The organism is Flavobacterium sp. SORGH_AS_0622 (assembly GCF_030818825.1).
GTDB lineage: Bacteria > Bacteroidota > Bacteroidia > Flavobacteriales > Flavobacteriaceae > Flavobacterium.
Window position 1 is genome coordinate 4,340,380 of sequence record NZ_JAUTAX010000001.1, and the last position, 21,111, is coordinate 4,361,490.

Sequence of the window (21,111 nt, forward strand, 5' to 3'; positions counted from 1 at the left end):
GGAAATTCATCTATTTTATTCCATCGAAAGCCTCGTCATAATAGGATAATGATCTGAGTTTTCAAAATCTGAGAAGCTTTCAAATTGTTTTACTTTCATTTTACTGTCTGTAAAAATGTAGTCAATCCTAGCAGGGTAATAACGGAATTTATAGGTAGCTCCAAAACCTTTTCCTGCTTCTTCGAAGGCGTCTTTTTGCTTTCCTTTAATACTTCGATATACATAAGAAAAAGGACTGTTATTCATATCGCCGCAGATAATAAACGGAGTTTTGCACTGCTTAATATTCTCTTTAAAAATCTCTGCCTGTTCCTGTTGCTGCGTAAAACCTTTACTTATTCTGGCATAAATACGTTGTGATTTCTTCTGATTTACATTATCAATATCATCTGAAATTTCACTTACATCTGGAGAAATTTTAATAGATTGTAAGTGCATATTATAAACACGAATCACATCTTTTCCGCGCTTAATATCAGCATAAACCACATTATTATCTGATTTAGGAAAGATAATATTCCCTTCGTTTATAATTGGAAATTTTGAAAAGATAGCCTGACCTGTTTTAATCTGTTTTCCATCTATAAAAATATAACGATGCGGGTAAACTTTTAAATCAATATGCGCCGAGTTTGAGTACTCTTGAATACAAAGAATATCTGGATCTTTTTCATCTATAAAAGCTTTAATATTTGATGGAATATCATCTCGATCCAGCCATTTAAAAACATTAAAAAGACGGACATTATAGCTCATTACAGAAAAATCTTTTTCGTCTTGAACGTATTCTTTTGCAGAAAATTTATAGAATTTATTGATGAAGGTAATTCCAGTCAGCAATACCAAACCAGATAAAATAAGGCGCTTTTTAAATTGAATTGCCCAATAAACGAAGAATAATCCATTTGCAACAAAAAAGGCCGGCATAAACAGAGTAAGCACCGATAAAAGCGGAAAGCTCTTAGGTGCTAAAAAAGGTAAAATATAGACACTAAATGTAAGGACAGTCAGTACTATATTCAAAAAGAACATTATCTTATTAAACCAAGAAAGGTTTTTCATATTTTTCTTCCTACAAGTTTATTTTCCAGCTTTAAATAAAAACTCTTTTTCTTCTTTTGTCAGGCAGTCATAACCAGATTGGCTGATCTTGTCTAAAATCTCATCAATTTGTTGCTGCGTCTTATCTTTCGTGACAATTCTTGATGTTGATCTTTCTGTAGGTTTTTTGTAATTTTTATGAACTTTTGTAAATGGGGTCGAAGGAGATTTTCTAAAAAGATTTGCAAAGAAATCTAATGTTTTAGAAACAATGATACTTAAATCTGTACCATTTTGGAGTAATTTAATATAGATAAATCCAAAAAAAGCACCTGCAAGATGCGATATATGCCCGCCCATATTCCCTAAACGAAACTGCATTAAGTCTAAAACTAAAATTACAGCCGTAATATGCCATAACTTAACGTTTCCGAACAAAAACAAACGGACAATCATTAGCGGAGAATAAGTTGTTGCCGCAACTAAAATTGCCATTATGGCTGCAGATGCACCAACAATAGAACCGCTGATATTTGACAAATAAAAACTTAATGCAAAAGCAACTCCCGCAAAAAGAGCACTCAGAATATACAATCCTAAATATTGTTTTTGAGTAAAATAAGTTAAGAACAATGAACTTGCAAAGTTCAAAACCATCATATTAAACAACAAATGGAAAAACCCATCGTGAAAAAATGCATAGGTTAAAAAAGTCCAAGGTTTGAACATGAAAACCTGAGGATCTGACGATAACGCAATCCAGCTTGGAAAATCAAATTGACCAATTGAAAATTGATAGAAAAATATTAATGAGATTATAAAACATGCGATATTCCAATAAATAACGCGCATGGCTATGCCTCCCAATCTATATTGTAATTTCAAATCGTCTAGAATATTCATAAAAACTTCTTTTGGTTTAGAATTTAAACTTAAAGTTAAAAATTAATTCCAACGATTACTGTTAAACTGATTTTTTTTCCAGTACCACATCATTAAAAAACCAGTAATAGCACCACCAACGTGTGCAAAGTGCGCTATTCCAGTACCTCCACCGCCAAACAAGGAAGTCCCTTTAACGCCTAAAAACAAGTCAATCAACAAAAGACCCGGAACAAAGTATTTTGCTTTAATTGGAATAGGGATAAACATTAATGCTAGTTCAGCATTAGGAAACATAAATGCAAAAGCCGTTAGCAAACCGTAAATAGCGCCTGAAGCTCCCACAACTGTTCCTATATAAGCACTCGTAAATCCTTCAAATTGAGCCACACTTACCAGACTCTGCCATCTAGTATCAATTTTTCCTTCACTTAAAAGTTGTAAAATCTGCGTTTTATTAAAACCATTTGCTGTCAAAGTACTCATTGTATCCTGAAAAAAATAATAGTTCACAAGAGTATGAAGTAAAGCTGAGCCTAAACCACAAGAAATATAAAAGAAGATGAATTTTTTTCCTCCCCAAAAATGCTCCAAAGCAGATCCAAAAGAAACCAATGCAAACATATTAAATGCAATATGCATAATACCACCATGCATAAACATATGTGTTATTGGCTGCCAAACTTTAAAATTAGGGTTTTCAGGAAAAAACATCGCCAGATATTCATAAGAAACTGGCACTAACTGAGAACCAATAAAAAATATAATATTAATAATTAGCAGTTGTTTAACCACTGGAGTCATGTTCATCATAAGGCAAACTTTTTATCTATATCTTCAACACGCATGGTGATAAAGGTCGGTTTTTGAAAAGGTGAAATATTTGGATCTTTACAAGCAAACAAACCGTTTACTAAATTATCTTGTTCTTTTTCGGTTAAATAAGATCCGGTTTTAACCGCTAAACTTTTTGCCATTGATTTGGCAATTGTATCATTTTGACTGTAACTATTTGCTGGGATTCCGTCCTGTAAATCGCTCAATAACTGCTCGATTACAAGAGAAACTTCGCTTTCGGTAATATTTACTGGAATTCCAGAAATTACAATATGATCTGATTTTGTCTGATCGAAAACAAATCCTGTTGTTTCTAATGAAGGTTTTAATTCTTCAATTAATTCCATTTCAGAGGCTGAATAAAACAAATCAAGCGGAAAAAGCAATTGCTGACTTGATGCTTGATTTACAGTCATATTCAACAAAAATTGTTCATACAAAATACGTTGATGCGCGCGCTGTTGATCAACAATAACCATTCCTGATTTTATTGGCGAAACAATGTATTTTTTATGAATTTGATATGTTTTGTGTGCTGCCTGCTCTACCTCATCATCATTAAATAAAGAAGAAGTTACTTCTTCGTTCTCAAATGTAAAAGGCGAACTCTCTATCGTTTCAGGATTTTCTGTATCTAAACCCACATATAAACTTTCCCAGCTTGCCGTTGGCTCTACTCTTTTTGAATAACCCGAGTAGGAAGAGCCTGAATAGGAAGAGCCAGAAGACGATGACGAAGAAGAACCTGAACTATAATTAGATCCAGAACTAGCTTTACTATAATGCTGATTGGTTTTATCATCTGTAAACGGATTAAAAGTTCCGTCAACCTGAATAGTAGGCACTTCTGCCTCAACATCTTTGTAATGATATGGCGTATCTAAATTGGAATCTCTGTCAAAATCTAAAACTGGAGCCACATTAAACTGACCTAAACTATGTTTGATCGAAGCTCTTAAAATAGCATACAAAGCCTGCTCATCATCAAATTTAATTTCAGTTTTAGTGGGATGTATATTGATATCAATTGTATTTGGCGGTACTTGCAGGTACAAAAAGTAACTAGGCTGCGCACCATCTTTCAATAATCCGTCATAAGCAGACATTACTGCGTGATGCAGATAACCACTTTTTATAAAACGATCGTTTACAAAAAAGAACTGCTCTCCCCTATTTTTCTTAGCAAATTCAGGTTTACAAACAAAACCCTGCACATTTATAATTTCGGTATCTTCATTTACTGGAACCAATTTTTCGTTGGTTTTACCAGACATTATACCTACAATTCGCTGGCGATATCCCGCAGCAGGAAGATTGTACATCTCGCTTCCATTGTGGTAAAAACTAAAATGAATATTTGGATGCGCTAAAGCCACACGCTGAAATTCGTCCATTACATGGCGAAACTCAACTGTATCTGATTTTAAGAAATTACGACGAGCCGGAATATTAAAAAACAAGTTTTTAACTGCAAATGAAGTTCCTTTTGGAAGAACTGCCACTTCTTGCGAAACAAATTTACTTCCTTCGATTACAATGTGAGTTCCAAGTTCATCTTGATCTTGCTTGGTTTTCATTTCCATGTGCGCAATCGCCGCGATAGAAGCCAGAGCTTCTCCACGAAAACCTTTGGTGCCTAGCGAAAATAAATCTTCCGCTTGGCGAATTTTTGAAGTCGCATGACGCGCAAAACACAAACGTGCATCTGTAACTGTCATTCCAACACCATTATCGATAACTTGCACTAGTGATTTACCAGCATCTTTTATTATCAATTTAATATCAGTTGCTTTGGCATCAACAGCATTTTCTAACAATTCTTTTACAACTGAAGCGGGTCTTTGAACCACTTCTCCAGCAGCAATTTGGTTAGCAACGTGATCAGGAAGCAATTGAATAATACTCGACATTAAGCAAAAATAGTTTTAAAGTTTAGATTAGTTTCTATAAACCAAGAAGTACAAATTTAGTGAATTTTGATTGGGTTTTTAAATAAGAAATGTCATAAAAAAAACAAAAAAACCTATACCGTTATTACACAGTATAGGTTTCCTATTTTTAAAACAAATGTGTTTTATTCCTTCTCTATTTTTCTTGGCGTATCTTCGATTTGAATTGCACCAGAAGACAACAAAGGCTGGTTATAAGCATGAGCTATTGACGCCTGCTGACGAATATACGCCATTTTTATTGCGGCAATTGCCGCTTCGGTTCCTTTGTTTCCGTGAGCTCCTCCGCTTCTGTCAATTGACTGCTGCATATTATTATCTGTTAAAACACAGAAAATAACCGGAATATCAGTTTGAACATTCAAATCTTTAATTCCTTGAGTAACGCCTTCGCACACAAAATCAAAATGCTTGGTTTCTCCTTGAATTACACATCCAATTACGATAACGGCATCGACATTTTGTGTTTGAAGCATTTTTTTTGCTCCGTAAATTAATTCAAAACTTCCTGGAACATTCCAACGGATAATTTGCTGGGCAGGAACATCACAATCAATTAACGCATCAAAAGCACCATTATAAAGTCCTTCTGTTATAGTATCATTCCATTCAGAAACAACAATCCCAAACCGAAAGTCTTTCGCGTTTGGGATTGTGTTTTTATCGTATTCTGATAGATTTTTATTTTCAGTAGCCATCTGTTATATTTTAGATTTTTTAATTTAGTCCCGAAGCCTCGGGATAGATTTGTAACTACAAATCTACAATCTAAAATCTAAAGTCTAAAATTTTTATTGCGCTAATCCAATTAAGGCATCAACAGATGCTGCTTCTGGAGTACTGTCGTAATTATCTTTAATGTCATTAAAATATTTCAAAGCATCTTCTTTTTGACCTAAAGCCAAAGCAGTTTTTCCAGCTTTTAATAAGAAACGAGGCGTTGTAAAATCATTTTTGTTAGACTCAGCAGCTTTTACATAAAAATCAAGCGCTTCTTTTTGCTGATTTTTTTGAGAATAAGCATCTCCAGTTGCACCTTTAGCCAAAGCATTTAAGATTACATCTTCAGATTTAAATTCACCTAAATATTTAATTGCCTCATCAAATTTACCAGTATTTAAGTAAGCCATACCAGCATAGTAGTTTGCTAAATTTCCAGCATCAGTTCCAGAATATTCGTCAGCGATTTTAATAAATCCGAATTTACCTTCTGAACCGTTTAATGATAATTTGTATAATGAATCGCTAGAAACACCATTTACTGCTTTTTCAAAATTTTGCTGTGCAACAAACATTTCACTAGCCGCTTCTTCTTGTTTAGGAGTAGCAATAAATTTTTGGTAAGCCAAGTATCCAATTGTAGCAACAGCAATACCTGCAACTAAACCAATAATGATTTTTTGATTTTTAGCCACCCAATCCTCAGTTTTTGAAGCTGTCTCATCTAATTTTGAGAAAACGCCAGCTGTAGTGCTGTCTTTTTCGTCAATAACTACCTGTGCTTCTTCATTAACTTCTTTAACTTCCTTCTCTTTTGGTGTCTTATATCCTCTTTTATTGTAAGTTGCCATTTAAAAATTATTTAGTGAACGGCAAAAATAAAATTTTTATTGAAACCGACGTAAAAAATTTCAATTTTATCACTATTTTAAAAAAAATATTTTTGTTATGAACTTGCCCTTTCGCGGAAGCAATAAAATAAATCCGTTTGAAACAGCGCTAAAGTCTATTATATTGATATTTTTCGGTAATTTGCACCCTCAAATTTTTACTGCTCAAAAACAGTAATATTTATCGACTGAGTCCCTAAAAAATGCATTTAAACAAAATCTCTTTATTTAATTATAAAAACTTTTCCGAAGCTAGTTTTGATTTTGATATCAAGATCAATTGTTTCGTGGGAAAAAATGGTATTGGAAAAACCAATGTACTCGATGCTATTTATCATTTAGCATACGGAAAAAGTTACTTTAATCCGTTGGCTGTTCAAAATATCAAGCATGGCGAGGAGTTTTTTGTGATTGATGCCGAACTGGAAAAGAACGAAAGAACAGAACAGATTGTCTGCAGTTTAAAAAAGGGACAGAAAAAAGTTTTAAAGCGAAATGGAAAAGCCTATGATAAATTTTCAGATCATATTGGTTTTATTCCGTTAGTAATTATTTCGCCCGCAGACCGAGATTTGATTATTGAAGGAAGCGAAACACGCCGTAAATTTATGGACAGCGTTATTTCGCAGTTAGATTCAACTTACCTTCATCAGCTTATTCAGTATCAAAAAGTAATTGTACAGCGAAATGCGCTTTTAAAGTATTTTGCCCTCAATCACACTTTTGATAATGTTACCTTATCTATATATAATGAACAGCTTAATGAATATGGAAAATCGATCTTTGAGAAACGAAAAGATTTCTTAGAACAATTTATACCTATATTTAATATACATCATCAAGCCATAACTGGATCTGAAGAAAGTGTACAATTGGTTTATGAAAGTCATTTGTTCGAAAAAGATTTATTAACGCTTTTACAGGAAAATATAAATAAAGATCGTGCGCTTCATTACACAACTGTCGGAATTCACAAAGATGACTTATCTTTTGAAATTGATTCACATCCGATAAAGAAATTCGGTTCGCAGGGGCAGCAGAAATCTTTTTTGATTGCTTTAAAACTGGCTCAATTTGAATTTCTAAAAAAACAAAGCGGCGTAAAACCCATTCTTTTGTTTGATGATATTTTTGACAAACTAGACGAAACTCGTGTGGCTAAAATTGTAGAAATGGTAAACAGCGAAACGTTTGGACAGCTTTTTATTTCTGATACACATCCGGAACGAACAGAAGCTATTGTAAAATCTACGCATCAAACTTATAAGATATTTAATTTATAATTTTTTGTTTGCCGCGAATTACACGAATTTTCACGAATTAAAACTTACAGGTTTGAATTTATCAAAGTTAAACAGAGAATAAATTTAAAATTTGTGTAAATTAGTGTAATTAGTGGCAAACAAGACAACTGCTATAAAAAACAGAACATGCTTACAAAAGAATCATTGCAATTTTTAGACGATTTAAAAAGAAACAATAACAGAGAATGGTTTCAGGAAAATAAAAAGAGATATGAAGTTTTAAAGAAAGATTATCATCAATTGGTAAGTGATTTTCTTGATGTTATGAAACCGCTTGATCCTTCATTAGAATTTTTAGAAATTAAAAATTGTACTTTTAGAATCAACCGCGATATTCGTTTTTCTAAAGACAAATCACCTTACAAAGCCCATTTAGGCGTTTGGATGTCTGCTGGAGCAAAAGGCGCAAACCGTTCTGGATATTATGTCCACATCGAAAAAGGTGCAAGTTTTATTGCAGGCGGATTTTATTCTCCAGACGCAGAAGATTTGAAGAAAGTCCGAAAAGAAATTGCTTTTTTCTATGATGATTTACAGGAAATTTTAAACAATAAAGATTTCAAAAAAGAATTCGGAAGTTTGGATATAAATGAAAATAATTCGCTTAAAAGTATGCCTCGCGGTTACGAAAAAGATCATCCTGCAATAGAATTTTTAAAATTGAAAAGTTTTACAGCAACTCAAGTTTATGATATTTCTGAAGTAACTCAAAAAGATTTTGTTTCTAAAATGAGTAAAAAACTAATTGCTCTAAAACCTTTAAACGAATTTATCAATCGCGCCTTAGAGACTGAAGAATAAAACAGATAAATCGCCACGAATTTCACGAATTGACACGAATTAATTTGTGAAAATTTGTGAAATTCGTGGCGAAAAAAATTCATTTACCGAATGAAAAGAAAAATACTTTTTCTTGGAGAATCTTACCGCGCCGATGCTATAACCTGGATGAAAGGTTTGAAACAATTTGGCAATTTTGAAATTATTACTTGGGAACTTCAAACCTCAAATAGCTATAGATTCAAACGAATTTTAGAATACTTCTTATCTCCTATTTCGATTCGGAAAATCATCAAAAAAGAAAAACCAGACATGGTTATTGCCGAGAGAACCACCAGTTATGGATTTCTTGCAGCGATCTCTGGATCTAAAACTATCGCCATCGCGCAGCAAGGCCGAACCGATTTATGGCCGGAAGAATCTGTTTTATATCCTTTTAAAAAATTCATTCAGAAATATGCTTTTAAGAAAGCGCATTTAATTCACGCGTGGGGACCTGTCATGGCAATTCACATGAAAGCATCTGGAGTTGACATGAATAAAGTTTTAGTTCTCCCAAAAGGAATTGATTTGTCGCTTTTTTCTCCTTCCATCAATAATTCAAACAAAATTGAAGCGATTGTAACACGCTCTTTAATGCCAGAATATCGACACGATTCTATTTTAAAAGCATTCGGAATTTTGAATCAAAAAGGAATTGATTTTTCGCTTACTATTGTTGGCGACGGAACAAGATTGCAATTTTTAAAAGATTTAGCGAAAGAATTACAAATCAAAAATAAAGTAATTTTTACAGGAAGAATTCCGAATACTGAACTCCCACAATTATTACAGCGATCTAATATTTATATCAGTATGCCCATTACTGAAGGCGTTTCGGCCTCTTTATTTGAAGCAATGGCTTGTAATTGTTATCCCGTAGTTTCTGATATTCCCGGAAATCAAAGCTGGATTACGCATCGAGAAAATGGACAATTAGTTGAAATTGATAACATCGAAATGCTAGCCGAAGAATTAATTTGGTCTTTTGAAAATCCTGAATCTCGAAATGAAGCTGTTATTCGAAATAGAAAATTTGTAGAAGAAAATGCGAATTATGATATTAACATGAAGATTATTTCTGAGAAATATCATGAGCTGCTGTATGCTAGATTCAAATAATCACATCTAACATCATATTAAAAACCACACGTCTTTTAATTTTAATTTAACAAGAAATAATTTATATTTTATTTAAATTTGCCATTTTTATTACCGTAAATGGAAGAATTAATAAATGGATCATACGAATTTGAAGAAGTTGATGCTAACCCTATGCACACAAAATATGATTTCGTAAGCATGGGCTTGAGGCAAATCCCGAAAAGAATTGCGATCCTAAAATATCCACAGCCCGGATTAGAAAAATATTATAATTTAGGCTTTGGAAATATCATAATTGATAAAAATGGGATCGAATCAATTTCTGACATGTCCAGAAATAACAACAAAAATGATAAAGACAAAGTACTAAAAACGGTTTTTACATGCGCTTTAGATTTCTTATCAACCCATCCTAATTCAATTTTGACCTTTTTTGGAAATACTTCCGCAAACACAGATTATACAAAATAGGCGTAAGTAATAATTTAGACGCAATTGAAAGCTGCTTCATTATAAAAGGAGGAATAATTCATGACCTACGAATTAAAGAAAATAGTAAGAATGGAAAACGACCAGATTCAATAATCAATATTGAGAAGATTGAATATGAAATTTATAATCCTGCCAAAAGTAATTTATATAATTTTATAACATTTGAATTAAGAAGCCACCTAAAATAAATTTTTATACTTTTGTAACATCAAAATGTATTGCTATGAAAAATACAATTAAAACTATTTTAGACAAATCTAAAAAAAGACTACTGTTACTTATATAGACAAGGAAAACAGAACCTCATTTGACGAAACTTTTGGAAAACAGAAAATGGAAATAGCCTCTAAATTGATTGGAGACAACTCAATGACTATTTCTGAAAAATTATCTACAAAATAAAACTTAAAAAGAACTTAGAATATTTATAGCCTTCAAATCTGGAGGCTTTTTTATTTAACAAAAAAACACTTTTAAAGTATCTGATTTTAATACAAAAAACAATTCAAATAAATTATAATCCTTACTTTTGAACTCAGTTAAAAAAGCCTTTTATTTATGGAAATCCAATCCAATTTTTCTTTAAAAAACTACAATACTTTTGGTATTGAAGCCAATGCTAAAAAATTCGTTGCTGTTCATTCTATTGCTGAATTAAAAACAGTTTTACAGGAAAACAAAAACGAGAAAAAATTTATTTTAGGAGGCGGAAGCAATATGCTTTTAACAAAAGATATTGAGGCGCTGGTTATTCATATTGATTTAAAAGGCAAAAAAATAATTAAAGAAGATGATGATTTTGTCTGGGTCGAAAGTCAGGCAGGGGAAACCTGGCACGATTTCGTTCTTTATACTATCGATAATAATTTTGGCGGATTAGAAAATATGTCTCTAATTCCAGGAAATGTAGGCACGACTCCAGTTCAGAATATTGGAGCTTATGGAACAGAAATTAAAGACACTTTCGTTTCTTGCGACGCGATGAATATCGAAACTCAGGAAATGAAAACATTCAATAATGCTGAATGTAATTTTGGCTACCGCGAAAGTATTTTTAAACACGAAGTAAAAGACCAGTTCATTATTACTTCTGTTGTCTTTAAATTGACTAAACGCAATCATAAAATCAATACTTCTTACGGAGATATTTTGGCAGAATTAGCAAAAAACAATATTACTGAGCCAACTTTAAAAGATGTCAGTAATGCTGTAATTGCTATTAGACAAAGCAAGTTACCAGACCCAAAAGAACTTGGAAACAGTGGCAGTTTCTTTAAGAATCCGATTTTATTGAAATCTGATTTCGAGAAAATCCATCAGAAATTTCCTGAAATGAAGTATTATGAAGTTTCAGATACCGAAGTAAAGGTTCCTGCAGGCTGGCTTATAGAACAAGCTGGTTTTAAAGGAAAACGTTTTGGCGATGCTGGAATTCATAAAAATCAGGCGTTGGTTTTAGTAAATTATGGCAATGCAACTGGACAAAGAAATTTTAGCAGTTTCTAAAGAGGTACAAAAAACAGTTTTTGACATTTTTGGAATTCATATTGAAGCTGAAGTGAATGTGATTTAAAACACAAATTTCACAAATTTGTACGAATTATTATTTCTGTCAGACTGAGCGACGCCGAAGTCCTTTTACGCTGATAAAATCTCGACTCCGCTCGATGTGACAAAAAATGGATCGCACTTATAAATAAAAATGAGCGAAAACATTCTGATTAAAACAGCTGATCCAAACGACGAGAAAGTTCAAAAGATTATTGATGAATTGTCTGCTAATCTATTTGCCCGTTTTGGAAGTGATGGCAAAAATTCTTTTATAGACTGGCAGATTAACAATCCTAAATTTGTGTTTGTTGTTGCGGAAATAGAAAATGAAATTGTGGGATGCGGCGCCATTAGACCTATTGAAGAAAACATCGGCGAAGTAAAACGAATGTATTCTAAATTTAGCGGAAAGAAAATCGGTCAGAATATTTTAGAATTTTTAGAAGAAAAAGCTAAAACGATTGGTTTTAAAGAGTTAGTTTTAGAAACACGAGTAAAAAACAACCAAGCAACTCAATTTTATCAAAAACAAGGATATAAAATAACTCCGAATTACGGAAAATATATTGATCAACCAGAGGCAATTTGTTTTAGAAAGTCTTTGATATAAAATCACATAAAATGTATACACCCGATTTATACAAAAATGAGAATCCAGAAGAAATCAGAACTTTTCTGAAAGAAAACAGTTTTGGCATTCTTATTAATCAGACTCACGGAAAATTATGCGCAACGCATATTCCGATAGAACTTGAAATCAATGCCGATGGAAAAGAAATTTTACATGGACATATCTCAAAACTGAATCCACAGTCCGAAGGTTTTGCAGAAAACGATCAGGTTTTAGCAATTTTTACTGGTCCGCACAGTTACATTTCATCTTCCTGGTACGATCACGAAAATGTTCCAACTTGGAATTACATAGCCGTACATGTTTACGGAAAAATCAAAATTGTAGATTACGAAAGTTCTGTAGAGCAGCTTAAAAAACTAGTTGATAAATACGAAGCGAACTCAGAAAATCCTGTTCGCGTTGAAGATTTATCTGCAAAAACAATGCGCGAAGCACGAGGAATTTTTGGTTTTGAAATAGAAATTGAGGAAATTCAAGCCACAAAAAAACTTTCTCAAAACCGCGACGATCATAATTATAAAAATATTATTACTGAATTAGAAAAAACTGAAAACCCTCAGTCTATTGCTGTTGCAAAAGAAATGTCAAAATGCCGAAAGTAAATTGGCTTTAATCATTGAAAATTACTAATTCATAACTACCTTTGTTCTCGCAAATTTCAGCTATTAACAGACATTAAAACTATATGCTTATAACTTTATTTTACTTTTTTATTGCTATTGTTTTTATTCAACTTTTCTACTATTTAGGAATTTTTGGAAAATTTGCTTTTGCTAAACCACAGCAGATTACACCAAAAAAACTTCCCGTTTCTGTAGTTGTCTGCGCTAAAAATGAAGAAGAGAATGTAAAAAAATATATTCCGCTTTTGGCACAGCAAGATTATCCTGATTTTGAAATTGTTTTAATTGACGACGCATCAAGCGATGAAACTTTAGAAGTATTTGAAGAATTTGAAAAGGATTTTCCAAATATCCGTTTAGTAAAAGTAGAAAACAATGAAGCTTTTTGGGGAAATAAAAAATATGCTTTAACACTTGGAATTAAAGCCACAAAAAAAGATTATTTACTGTTTACTGATGCTGATTGTTTCCCAACTTCTAAAGATTGGATTACATCTATGACTTCGCATTTCACTATGAACAAAACAATTGTTTTGGGTTATGGAGGTTACGAAAAAGTAGAGCGCTCTTTTTTAAACAAAATTATTCGTTTTGAAACTATCCTCACAGCTGTACAATATTTTTCATGGGCAAAATTAGGACTTCCGTACATGGGTGTGGGACGAAATTTAGCTTACAAAAAAGAAGAGTTTTTTAATGTAAATGGCTTTATCGATCACATTCAGGTTCGCTCTGGTGATGATGATTTATTTATTAATCAAGCAGCAAACAAAACCAACACAACTATTTCTTATACACCTGAAAGTTTTACATATTCAAAACCTAAAAAAACGTACAAAGAATGGTTTACTCAGAAAAGAAGACATATTTCTACAGCAGAGCATTATAAGTTTTTTGACAAAATGCAGCTGGGATTATTCTTCATCTCACAATTATTCTTCTTTTTATTAGTTATAATTCTGCTGGCTTTTCAATTTCAATGGATTGCCGTATTAGCAATTTTAGCAACACGCTACACCGTTGTTTGGACAGTAATTGGGTGTTCGGCAGGAAAACTCAAAGAAAATGATCTGAAAATTTGGTTTCCAGTTGTTGAGATAGCGCTTATATTAACGCAAATTAATATCTTTATAACTAATATCTTTTCAAAACCAGTATATTGGAAATAAATTCTAAAATAGAAAAAGCAAAAAAAGGCGATCAAATCGCCTTTACTTTTTTATTAGATCATTATTGGAATGAGGTGTATGCTTTTATGCTTAAGCGAACAGAAAACGAAACCACCGCAGAAGATATTACTATAGAAACTTTTTCTAAAGCTTTTGATAAAATTGCTTCTTATAATTCTGAATTTCAATTCAACACCTGGCTCATTGCCATTGCTAAAAATGTTTATATTGATTTGTTACGAAAAAAGAAAACTAATCTTTTTATCGAAATAACAGACAACGAAGATCAGCAGGCTTATAATATAGCCGACCCTACTCCCTCTGCAGAAGATGCTTTAATTAAAGAACAGAATCTTTCTCGTCTGCTCTTATGCATTAAAGAACTCAAACCTCACTACCAAGAAGTAATTCAGCTTCGTTATTTTCAAGAAATGTCTTATCAGGAAATTGCTGTTAAGATAGACGAACCTTTAAGCAGTGTAAAAGTTAAACTTTTACGTGCTAAAAAATTATTGGCAGAAATTATCGAACGTAATAGATAATTTATTATCTTTAGGTAAAGAAAAATATACTATTCGTATATTTATTCTTAAAAAAATAATTTTACCACACATTAAAACTACAACTTTTGCGTTGTTAGCTCAAACCTAAACCTTTTCTGCGTATGATTTAAAGTTACTTAACCTTAAAACCCAAAAATTATGTCTAAATTAAGTATCTATGAAAACAAGTGGACAGATCTTGTTTTCGAAAACAAAAACAAAGAGTACGGCGCATATCAATTACGTCAGGAGAATTCTAAAAATTCTGTTACAGCTCTATTTATGGGTTTACTGTTATTAACGGCTTTAGGAAGTGCATCTGTAGTCATTAACAAATTTAGGACACCAGCAGACGATAATTCGGCTCAAACAGATCCTATTTACAAAGATCCATTGGTTGTTGTAAAAATTGACCCAATAATTGCACCTCCACCACCAGCACCACCAGCACCGGTAGTAGAGCAAACTGCAGCGAGCAAAACAGACGCATCACAATTAATCAATCCAGTGGTAACTAAAACACAAGATGCGGTCGAAAAAATCGCACCAAACACTGAGAATGTTCCAGTTGTAGAAAACCTTAACGGAAGTGGCACTTCTGTTAACCCAATTCCAGTTAGTGGAGGCGGTGGCGGGAATGGTGACGCTGCTTCTGTAACAACTAAAAGCGATGGGCCAGTTTCAACTGCTATTCTGGACAAACAACCTGAATTTCCAGGTGGAATCGCCCAGTTCTACAAATATGTAGGAAACAATTTCCGCAGACCAGAATTGGATATGGAAAAAACATTAAAAGTATATGTTTCTTTCGTAGTGGAAAAAGACGGATCTCTTACTGATATTATTGTGAGAAATGATCCTGGGTACGGAGTAGGTAAAGAAGCTATTAGAGTTTTAAAATCATTAAAAACAAAATGGAAACCAGGTATTCTAGATGGAGAACCTGTGAGAACAGCATACAATCTTCCAATTACGGTACAAACGGTAGTGGAATAACAAACAGAAAAAAGCAGAACTTAGGTTCTGCTTTTTTTTTATCTTTAATTTCGAATTATCAGAAGAAAATCTACATGTGTTTTTTGAATAATTTCTAAATTAAAAATTTGATTTAATGCCTTTTACCTTTTCTCATCCTGCAATTATTCTTCCTTTAAGATATTTACCAAAAACATGGTTTTCTTTAACCGCTTTAATTATTGGAAGTTTAACTCCAGATTTTGAATATTTTTTACGAATGAAAGTCAGAAGCCTGTACAGTCATACTCTAGCAGGTATTTTTTGGTTTGATTTACCGCTTGCCATATTACTTACTTTTATCTTTCATAATCTTACGCGAAATCTCTTATTTCAAAATCTTCCATCGTTTATCAAAAGCAGAATATTAATTTATACCGATTTTAACTGGAATATCTACTTTAAAAAAAATTGGCATGTCGTTTTAATTTCTTCATTGATTGGTATAATTTCTCATATCTTTTGGGATGCTTTTACACACAATCACGGTTATTTTGTAAATCAAATTGATACTCTCAGAAATACAATCTCGTTTTTTGGAACAGAAATTCCTTTTTGGAAACTAGCACAACATGCCAGCACTTTTATCGGATGTATAATAATTATTGCCACCTTGTTTAATCTTCCACAAAATGATAACCTAAAAAGCTGTACTAACAAATTATATTGGATTATTGTAATTTTATTTACTGGATCAATCTTATTCATTAGATTCATAATAAATCTAAAAGCTTTACATATTGGGAATTTTGTTGTGTCTTTTATTTCTTCATTTCTAATTGCAATTACCTTAACTCCACATATAATTAAATTTAAATCAAACATAAAAAATTAGCAAAATCAATTACTTTTACTACTTCTAAATACAATTGATTTAACTAAAAAAAACAAAATAATGGGAATATTTTCTGCTATTCTTGGCAATGCAGGTGCTGTAAGCCAAGAAGATTTAATTAAAAAATACGGACAGCTTTTAACTACTAATGAAGAAATCGAAATGGGTTTTAAACTTATTCGCGATACTTTCATTTTTACCAACAAAAGATTGATTTTAGTTGATGTGCAAGGAATTACGGGAAGCAAGACTGAGTATAAATCTATTGCCTACAAAAACATCACAAGATTCAGCGTAGAAACTGCAGGAACTTTTGACCTTGACGCCGAACTAAAAATTTGGATTTCAAGCGAGCAACAGCCAAGTATCGTAAAACAATTTAATAAATCGGTTAATGTTTACGAAGTACAAAAAATCCTTGCTTTTCACGTATTGGGATAAAAAACAAAACCCGGCAAATTTAAAATCTGCCGGGTTTATTATTTTAAAAAGAAATATTATTTCTTTTTGGTTGTTGTTTTCTTTGTTGTGGTAGCCGCCTTTTTAGTTGTAGTAGCAACTGGAACTGTATTTACAATTTTTTGCTGCACATAAGGCTTATATAAACCATCTTTTTCTGCTCTCTTCTTTGCATCTTCTGCTCTTTGTTTAGCATCTGGGTGCGAGCTCATCATTCGGTCGATAAAAGAAGCCTCAGATCCTTCGCTCATTTTTGCTAAAATTCTAAAAGCAGATTCTTCAGCATTTACGTTGTAACCGTTTTTCTTTAAGAAATTATACGAAAACAAATCTGCCTCAGATTCTTGTTTTCTACTGTGTTTGCTATCAATTAAAGCACTTCCTATTTTACCTAATTGACTATCTGTTATAGCTGTAATTTTTGTAGATTGAGAAGAAACACCATCAATTAATGCTTCTTTTTGATATGCTGCACGCATTGCATCTCTTGAATCATTATTGGCTACGTGGCCAATTTCGTGACCAATAACTGCCAATAATTCATTATCATCCATAATATCCATTAATCCAGAAAATACACGTACACTTCCGTCAGCAGTAGCAAAAGCATTCACATCTTTTACTTTATATACTTTATAGTTTAATGTGTAACCATCACCAGCTGCGTGTTTTCCAAAAATCCTGTTTAATCTTAAAGTGTAACCGTCGTTTGGACCCGCAACTTCATTTTCAGTATCCATTTTTGCAACTGCTTCTTTAGATAAAGCCGCTGCATCTGCATTTGTTAAGGTAAAAGCTGTTACTCCTTTTTGAACTGCTCCTATTGCTTTATCTCCAAAATTAATTTGTGCTGTCGTTTTTGTTAAACCACATACAGCAAATAAAAGTCCTGCTATTATAGATTTCTTTTTCATGTTTTTAAAAATTACAATTTAACAACAAATGTAAATAACAAAATGCTATTTCATTTCACACAAAAATTTGTTTTTTCAACAAATAAATATATGAATTTTTAATGAGTTTAGAATGTCATAAATCCATTTATTCTTAACGCTATAAACAAAAACAGGCAGATTCTGTAGAATCTGCCTGTTTTTAAATTAATTATATAAAAATTACTTCTTTTTTGTTGTTGTCTTCTTTGCAGTTGTTTTTGTTGCCGCTTTTGCAGCTGTTACAGGTGCAGTATTTACAATTTTCTGCTGTACATAAGGTTGATATAAACCATCTTTTACCGCTCTTTTTTTAGCATCATCTGCTCTTTTGCCAGAATCAGGATGTGAGCTAACCATCTTGGTAAGAAAAGATGCCTCTGATCCTTCACTTAAATTTTGCAGAATTCTAAATGCTGACTCCACCGCATTAACATCGTAGCCATGTTTTTTCATGAAATCATATGAGAATGTATCTGCTTCAGATTCTTGTTTTCTACTATGCTTGCTATCAATCATTGCGCTTCCTAATTTTCCTAATTGAGATGCCGTAATAGTCTCAATTTTTCCTGACTGGGATGAAGCTGCATCTAATAAAGCCTCTTTTTTATATGCTGCTTTAATTGCATCTCTAGTATCATGATTCACAACATGCCCAATCTCATGGCCGATAACAGCTAGTAATTCGTTATCATCCATAATATTCATTAAACCTGCAAATACACGAACACTCCCATCTGCACAAGCAAAAGCATTAATATCTTTTACTAAATAAACTTTATAATTCAAATTAACACCTTCACTGGAAGTATGTTTTCCAAATAAACGGTTTAATCGAAGTGTATAACCATCTGTTGGTCCTGCAACAGGGTTATTTGCATCCATTTCAGCAATAGATCTTGCGGCTAAAGCTGCCGCGTCAGCATCACTAAAAGTAAACCCTGAAACACCTTTACCTAAAGCTCCCATAGCCTTATCTGAAAGAATTTGGGCATTCATTTTAGTAAAGCCAAACACTGTCAATAAAATTCCTAATACAATAAATTTCTTTTTCATGTTTTTCAAACTATTTAATTAACAACAAAAATAGTACAGCATAAATCCTGAGTTATCCCAAGAAGCCAAATTTGTAATAGATTAAGGTGGAATTTTAAAATTCATAAAGTTTAGCCAAACATCAAAATCTTGAGCAGGATTAAAAATATAAACCTAAAAATCTATTTTAAAAACAGACTTTTTACATTTAAACTTCATATTATGAAATACTAGCAGAAGACACGAAAAGTAAACGAAAACAAAATTAGCATCATCAAATAAACTACATTCCGTATCTTTGTGCTTTGAAAATTGATATATGGAAACAGTCTCTGCAAATATACCTACGGCAAAACCTAAGTGGTTAAAAGTAAAACTGCCAATTGGACAAAAATATACTGAACTTAGAGGTTTGGTCGATAAATATAGCTTAAACACAATTTGTACCTCGGGAAGCTGCCCAAATATGGGCGAATGCTGGGGTGAGGGAACAGCAACTTTCATGATTTTAGGAAATGTCTGTACTCGTTCTTGTGGATTTTGCGGCGTAAAAACCGGTAGACCAGAAACGGTAGACTGGGATGAACCTGAAAAAGTAGCTCGATCTATTAAAATCATGAATATCAAACACGCTGTAATTACAAGTGTGGATAGAGATGATTTAAAAGATGGAGGTTCTATCATTTGGATGGAAACCGTTAGAGCCATTCGAAGAATGAATCCAAACACAACTCTTGAAACTTTAATCCCAGATTTTCAAGGAATTGAAAGAAATATCGATCGTATCGTTGAGGCAAATCCTGAGGTAGTTTCTCATAATATGGAAACAGTAAGACGTTTGACCCGTGAAGTTCGTATCCAGGCAAAATATGATAGAAGTTTAGAAGTGCTTCGTTATTTAAAAGAAAAAGGCATTAACAGAACTAAATCTGGAATTATGCTTGGTCTTGGAGAAACTGAAGAAGAAGTTTTTCAAACAATGAATGACTTACGAAATGCAAATGTTGATGTGGTAACTATTGGACAATATTTACAACCAAGTAAAAAACATCTTCCGGTAAAAGAATTTATTACACCTGAGCAATTTGAACGATATGAAAAATTCGGTCTTGAGTTAGGTTTCAGGCATGTAGAAAGCGGACCACTTGTACGTTCTTCTTACAAAGCACAAAAACATATTTTATAAAAAGTTTAATTGTTTAATCGTTTAATTGTAAAACCGATTAAACGATTAATCAATGAAACGAATAAACAAAAAATTGAAAACAAGAATTGCCATTAATGGATTTGGAAGAATCGGCAGAAATTTATTTCGCCTTCTTTTAAATCACCCTGAAATTGAAGTCGTTGCCATAAATGATATTGCAGATAACAAAACCATGTCACATTTAATTAAATATGACAGTATTCATGGTGTTCTGCCTTTTGATGTAAGTCATGATGAAAATAGTATTCTTGTAGATGGCAGACATTTTTTCTTTTTTCATGAAAAGAAAATTTCAAATTTAGATTGGAAATCGCATTCAATTGATATTGTAATTGAATCAACAGGAAAATATAAAACGCACGAAGAATTAAATGCGCATTTAGAAGCAGGTGCCAAAAAAGTAATTCTTTCTGCGCCATCTGAAGTAGACACTATAAAAACTGTAGTTCTGGGTGTAAATGAATCTATTTTGGATGGAGACGAAGACATAGTTTCTAATGCAAGCTGTACCACGAATAATGCCGCTCCAATGATTAAAATTATTGAAGAATTATGCGGAATCGAGCAGGCTTACATTACAACTATACATTCTTACACTACAGATCAAAGTCTTCATGACCAGCCCCATAAGGATTTACGACGTGCAAGAGGTGCTAGTCAGTCGATTGTTCCAACAACTACTGGCGCAGCTAAGGCATTAACAAAAATTTTTCCTAAATTGCACAACAAAATGGGAGGATGCGGTATTCGAGTACCAGTTCCCGACGGTTCATTAACAGATATAACCTTCAATGTAAAACGTGCCGTAAGCATTGAAGAAATAAATAAAGCATTTAAAGAAGCCTCAAAAACAAATTTAAAAGGAATATTAGATTACACCGAGGATCCTATTGTCTCGGTCGATGTAATTGGCAACACACATTCTTGTTTATTTGATGCACAGTTGACTTCGGTTATCGATAAAATGGTAAAAGTAGTAGGCTGGTATGATAACGAGATTGGCTATTCATCAAGATTGATAGATTTAATTTTACTAATAAGAAAAAAATAAGGTTCATTGTAAAAGCATTGC

General features: G+C 32.7%; 21 protein-coding genes and 1 pseudogene. 14 read left to right on the forward strand and 8 right to left on the reverse strand.

Features of this window, described 5'->3' with window-relative positions; all coding sequences use genetic code 11:
- Positions 1 to 15: 15 nt before the first annotated feature.
- From QE431_RS18465 to QE431_RS18490, 6 genes are all read right to left on the reverse strand, one after another.
- On the reverse strand, positions 16 to 1,062 hold the full coding sequence (locus QE431_RS18465) for an endonuclease/exonuclease/phosphatase family protein (RefSeq protein WP_057114780.1): 1,047 nt from the start codon (positions 1,060 to 1,062) through the stop codon (positions 16 to 18).
- Positions 1,063 to 1,080: 18 nt separating this feature from the next.
- Positions 1,081 to 1,944 (reverse strand): rhomboid family intramembrane serine protease, encoded by an 864-nt coding sequence (locus tag QE431_RS18470; RefSeq protein ID WP_307298980.1) that lies wholly within the window; start codon positions 1,942 to 1,944, stop codon positions 1,081 to 1,083.
- A 42-nt stretch (positions 1,945 to 1,986) separates the two neighbouring features.
- Positions 1,987 to 2,736 carry a rhomboid family intramembrane serine protease gene (locus tag QE431_RS18475; protein WP_134142400.1) on the reverse strand — a complete coding sequence of 250 codons (750 nt, stop codon included), beginning with the start codon at positions 2,734 to 2,736 and terminating at the stop codon, positions 1,987 to 1,989.
- Positions 2,733 to 4,670, reverse strand: coding sequence for a DNA mismatch repair endonuclease MutL (mutL, locus tag QE431_RS18480; protein ID WP_307298985.1), 1,938 nt, complete (start codon positions 4,668 to 4,670; stop codon positions 2,733 to 2,735). Before mutL ends, QE431_RS18475 begins: the two co-directional genes overlap by 4 nt.
- A gap of 164 nt (positions 4,671 to 4,834) precedes the next feature.
- Complete coding sequence (ribH, locus tag QE431_RS18485; protein WP_134142394.1) at positions 4,835 to 5,407, reverse strand: 6,7-dimethyl-8-ribityllumazine synthase; 573 nt, start codon at positions 5,405 to 5,407, stop codon at positions 4,835 to 4,837.
- A 93-nt stretch (positions 5,408 to 5,500) separates the two neighbouring features.
- Positions 5,501 to 6,280, reverse strand: coding sequence for a tetratricopeptide repeat protein (locus tag QE431_RS18490; RefSeq protein WP_134142392.1), 780 nt, complete (start codon positions 6,278 to 6,280; stop codon positions 5,501 to 5,503).
- Between the two features lie 242 nt (positions 6,281 to 6,522).
- Between QE431_RS18490 and QE431_RS18495 the strand changes: the two genes are divergently transcribed.
- The 12 genes and pseudogenes from QE431_RS18495 (at position 6,523) to QE431_RS18550 (ending at position 16,847) form a co-directional block, all read left to right on the forward strand.
- Positions 6,523 to 7,602 (forward strand): DNA replication/repair protein RecF, encoded by a 1,080-nt coding sequence (locus QE431_RS18495; protein WP_307298990.1) that lies wholly within the window; start codon positions 6,523 to 6,525, stop codon positions 7,600 to 7,602.
- A gap of 147 nt (positions 7,603 to 7,749) precedes the next feature.
- Positions 7,750 to 8,424, forward strand: coding sequence for a DUF2461 domain-containing protein (locus QE431_RS18500; RefSeq protein WP_307298993.1), 675 nt, complete (start codon positions 7,750 to 7,752; stop codon positions 8,422 to 8,424).
- Between the two features lie 90 nt (positions 8,425 to 8,514).
- Entirely contained in the window at positions 8,515 to 9,564 is a 1,050-nt protein-coding gene (locus tag QE431_RS18505) for a glycosyltransferase (protein ID WP_307298995.1), read from the forward strand.
- A 99-nt stretch (positions 9,565 to 9,663) separates the two neighbouring features.
- Positions 9,664 to 10,017 (forward strand): hypothetical protein, encoded by a 354-nt coding sequence (locus QE431_RS18510; RefSeq protein ID WP_307298997.1) that lies wholly within the window; start codon positions 9,664 to 9,666, stop codon positions 10,015 to 10,017.
- A 579-nt stretch (positions 10,018 to 10,596) separates the two neighbouring features.
- Positions 10,597 to 11,611 (forward strand): annotated as a pseudogene (gene murB / locus QE431_RS18515) (UDP-N-acetylmuramate dehydrogenase).
- 129 nt (positions 11,612 to 11,740) lie between these two features.
- A complete protein-coding gene (locus QE431_RS18520; protein ID WP_307298999.1) occupies positions 11,741 to 12,199 on the forward strand; it encodes a GNAT family N-acetyltransferase in 459 nt (152 codons plus the stop codon).
- Between the two features lie 11 nt (positions 12,200 to 12,210).
- Complete coding sequence (locus tag QE431_RS18525; protein WP_307299002.1) at positions 12,211 to 12,825, forward strand: FMN-binding negative transcriptional regulator; 615 nt, start codon at positions 12,211 to 12,213, stop codon at positions 12,823 to 12,825.
- A gap of 83 nt (positions 12,826 to 12,908) precedes the next feature.
- Positions 12,909 to 14,015: a glycosyltransferase gene (locus QE431_RS18530; RefSeq protein ID WP_307299004.1), complete on the forward strand. Its 1,107-nt coding sequence runs from the start codon at positions 12,909 to 12,911 to the stop codon at positions 14,013 to 14,015.
- Positions 14,006 to 14,557 (forward strand): RNA polymerase sigma factor, encoded by a 552-nt coding sequence (locus QE431_RS18535; protein ID WP_057114794.1) that lies wholly within the window; start codon positions 14,006 to 14,008, stop codon positions 14,555 to 14,557. The genes QE431_RS18530 and QE431_RS18535 overlap by 10 nt, the downstream gene beginning before the upstream one ends.
- Positions 14,558 to 14,716: 159 nt before the next feature.
- Complete coding sequence (locus QE431_RS18540; protein ID WP_307299008.1) at positions 14,717 to 15,553, forward strand: energy transducer TonB; 837 nt, start codon at positions 14,717 to 14,719, stop codon at positions 15,551 to 15,553.
- A gap of 115 nt (positions 15,554 to 15,668) precedes the next feature.
- Positions 15,669 to 16,406 carry a DUF4184 family protein gene (locus tag QE431_RS18545; RefSeq protein WP_307299010.1) on the forward strand — a complete coding sequence of 246 codons (738 nt, stop codon included), beginning with the start codon at positions 15,669 to 15,671 and terminating at the stop codon, positions 16,404 to 16,406.
- 60 nt (positions 16,407 to 16,466) lie between these two features.
- A complete protein-coding gene (locus QE431_RS18550) occupies positions 16,467 to 16,847 on the forward strand; it encodes a PH domain-containing protein (protein WP_179007952.1) in 381 nt (126 codons plus the stop codon).
- Positions 16,848 to 16,903: 56 nt separating this feature from the next.
- Here QE431_RS18550 and QE431_RS18555 read toward each other — a convergent pair whose 3' ends face one another.
- A complete protein-coding gene (locus tag QE431_RS18555; RefSeq protein ID WP_307299015.1) occupies positions 16,904 to 17,779 on the reverse strand; it encodes a M48 family metalloprotease in 876 nt (291 codons plus the stop codon).
- Between the two features lie 201 nt (positions 17,780 to 17,980).
- Complete coding sequence (locus QE431_RS18560; protein ID WP_307299018.1) at positions 17,981 to 18,853, reverse strand: M48 family metalloprotease; 873 nt, start codon at positions 18,851 to 18,853, stop codon at positions 17,981 to 17,983.
- 298 nt (positions 18,854 to 19,151) lie between these two features.
- Between QE431_RS18560 and lipA the strand changes: the two genes are divergently transcribed.
- Positions 19,152 to 20,018 (forward strand): lipoyl synthase, encoded by an 867-nt coding sequence (lipA, locus tag QE431_RS18565; protein ID WP_307299020.1) that lies wholly within the window; start codon positions 19,152 to 19,154, stop codon positions 20,016 to 20,018.
- Between the two features lie 73 nt (positions 20,019 to 20,091).
- On the forward strand, positions 20,092 to 21,090 hold the full coding sequence (gap, locus tag QE431_RS18570) for a type I glyceraldehyde-3-phosphate dehydrogenase (RefSeq protein WP_307300569.1): 999 nt from the start codon (positions 20,092 to 20,094) through the stop codon (positions 21,088 to 21,090).
- Positions 21,091 to 21,111 lie beyond the last annotated feature (21 nt).

What these genes read in the sequence shown, in the direction of transcription:
- QE431_RS18465 (WP_057114780.1), bottom strand. Translation starts at nt 1,062, where the DNA reads ATGAAAAACCTTTCTTGGTTTAATAAGATAATGTTCTTTTTGAATATA.
- QE431_RS18470 (WP_307298980.1), bottom strand. Translation starts at nt 1,944, where the DNA reads ATGAATATTCTAGACGATTTGAAATTACAATATAGATTGGGAGGCATA.
- QE431_RS18475 (WP_134142400.1), bottom strand. Translation starts at nt 2,736, where the DNA reads ATGATGAACATGACTCCAGTGGTTAAACAACTGCTAATTATTAATATT.
- mutL (WP_307298985.1), bottom strand. Translation starts at nt 4,670, where the DNA reads ATGTCGAGTATTATTCAATTGCTTCCTGATCACGTTGCTAACCAAATT.
- ribH (WP_134142394.1), bottom strand. Translation starts at nt 5,407, where the DNA reads ATGGCTACTGAAAATAAAAATCTATCAGAATACGATAAAAACACAATC.
- QE431_RS18490 (WP_134142392.1), bottom strand. Translation starts at nt 6,280, where the DNA reads ATGGCAACTTACAATAAAAGAGGATATAAGACACCAAAAGAGAAGGAA.
- QE431_RS18495 (WP_307298990.1), top strand. Translation starts at nt 6,523, where the DNA reads ATGCATTTAAACAAAATCTCTTTATTTAATTATAAAAACTTTTCCGAA.
- QE431_RS18500 (WP_307298993.1), top strand. Translation starts at nt 7,750, where the DNA reads ATGCTTACAAAAGAATCATTGCAATTTTTAGACGATTTAAAAAGAAAC.
- QE431_RS18505 (WP_307298995.1), top strand. Translation starts at nt 8,515, where the DNA reads ATGAAAAGAAAAATACTTTTTCTTGGAGAATCTTACCGCGCCGATGCT.
- QE431_RS18510 (WP_307298997.1), top strand. Translation starts at nt 9,664, where the DNA reads ATGGAAGAATTAATAAATGGATCATACGAATTTGAAGAAGTTGATGCT.
- QE431_RS18520 (WP_307298999.1), top strand. Translation starts at nt 11,741, where the DNA reads ATGAGCGAAAACATTCTGATTAAAACAGCTGATCCAAACGACGAGAAA.
- QE431_RS18525 (WP_307299002.1), top strand. Translation starts at nt 12,211, where the DNA reads ATGTATACACCCGATTTATACAAAAATGAGAATCCAGAAGAAATCAGA.
- QE431_RS18530 (WP_307299004.1), top strand. Translation starts at nt 12,909, where the DNA reads ATGCTTATAACTTTATTTTACTTTTTTATTGCTATTGTTTTTATTCAA.
- QE431_RS18540 (WP_307299008.1), top strand. Translation starts at nt 14,717, where the DNA reads ATGTCTAAATTAAGTATCTATGAAAACAAGTGGACAGATCTTGTTTTC.
- QE431_RS18545 (WP_307299010.1), top strand. Translation starts at nt 15,669, where the DNA reads ATGCCTTTTACCTTTTCTCATCCTGCAATTATTCTTCCTTTAAGATAT.
- QE431_RS18550 (WP_179007952.1), top strand. Translation starts at nt 16,467, where the DNA reads ATGGGAATATTTTCTGCTATTCTTGGCAATGCAGGTGCTGTAAGCCAA.
- QE431_RS18555 (WP_307299015.1), bottom strand. Translation starts at nt 17,779, where the DNA reads ATGAAAAAGAAATCTATAATAGCAGGACTTTTATTTGCTGTATGTGGT.
- QE431_RS18560 (WP_307299018.1), bottom strand. Translation starts at nt 18,853, where the DNA reads ATGAAAAAGAAATTTATTGTATTAGGAATTTTATTGACAGTGTTTGGC.
- lipA (WP_307299020.1), top strand. Translation starts at nt 19,152, where the DNA reads ATGGAAACAGTCTCTGCAAATATACCTACGGCAAAACCTAAGTGGTTA.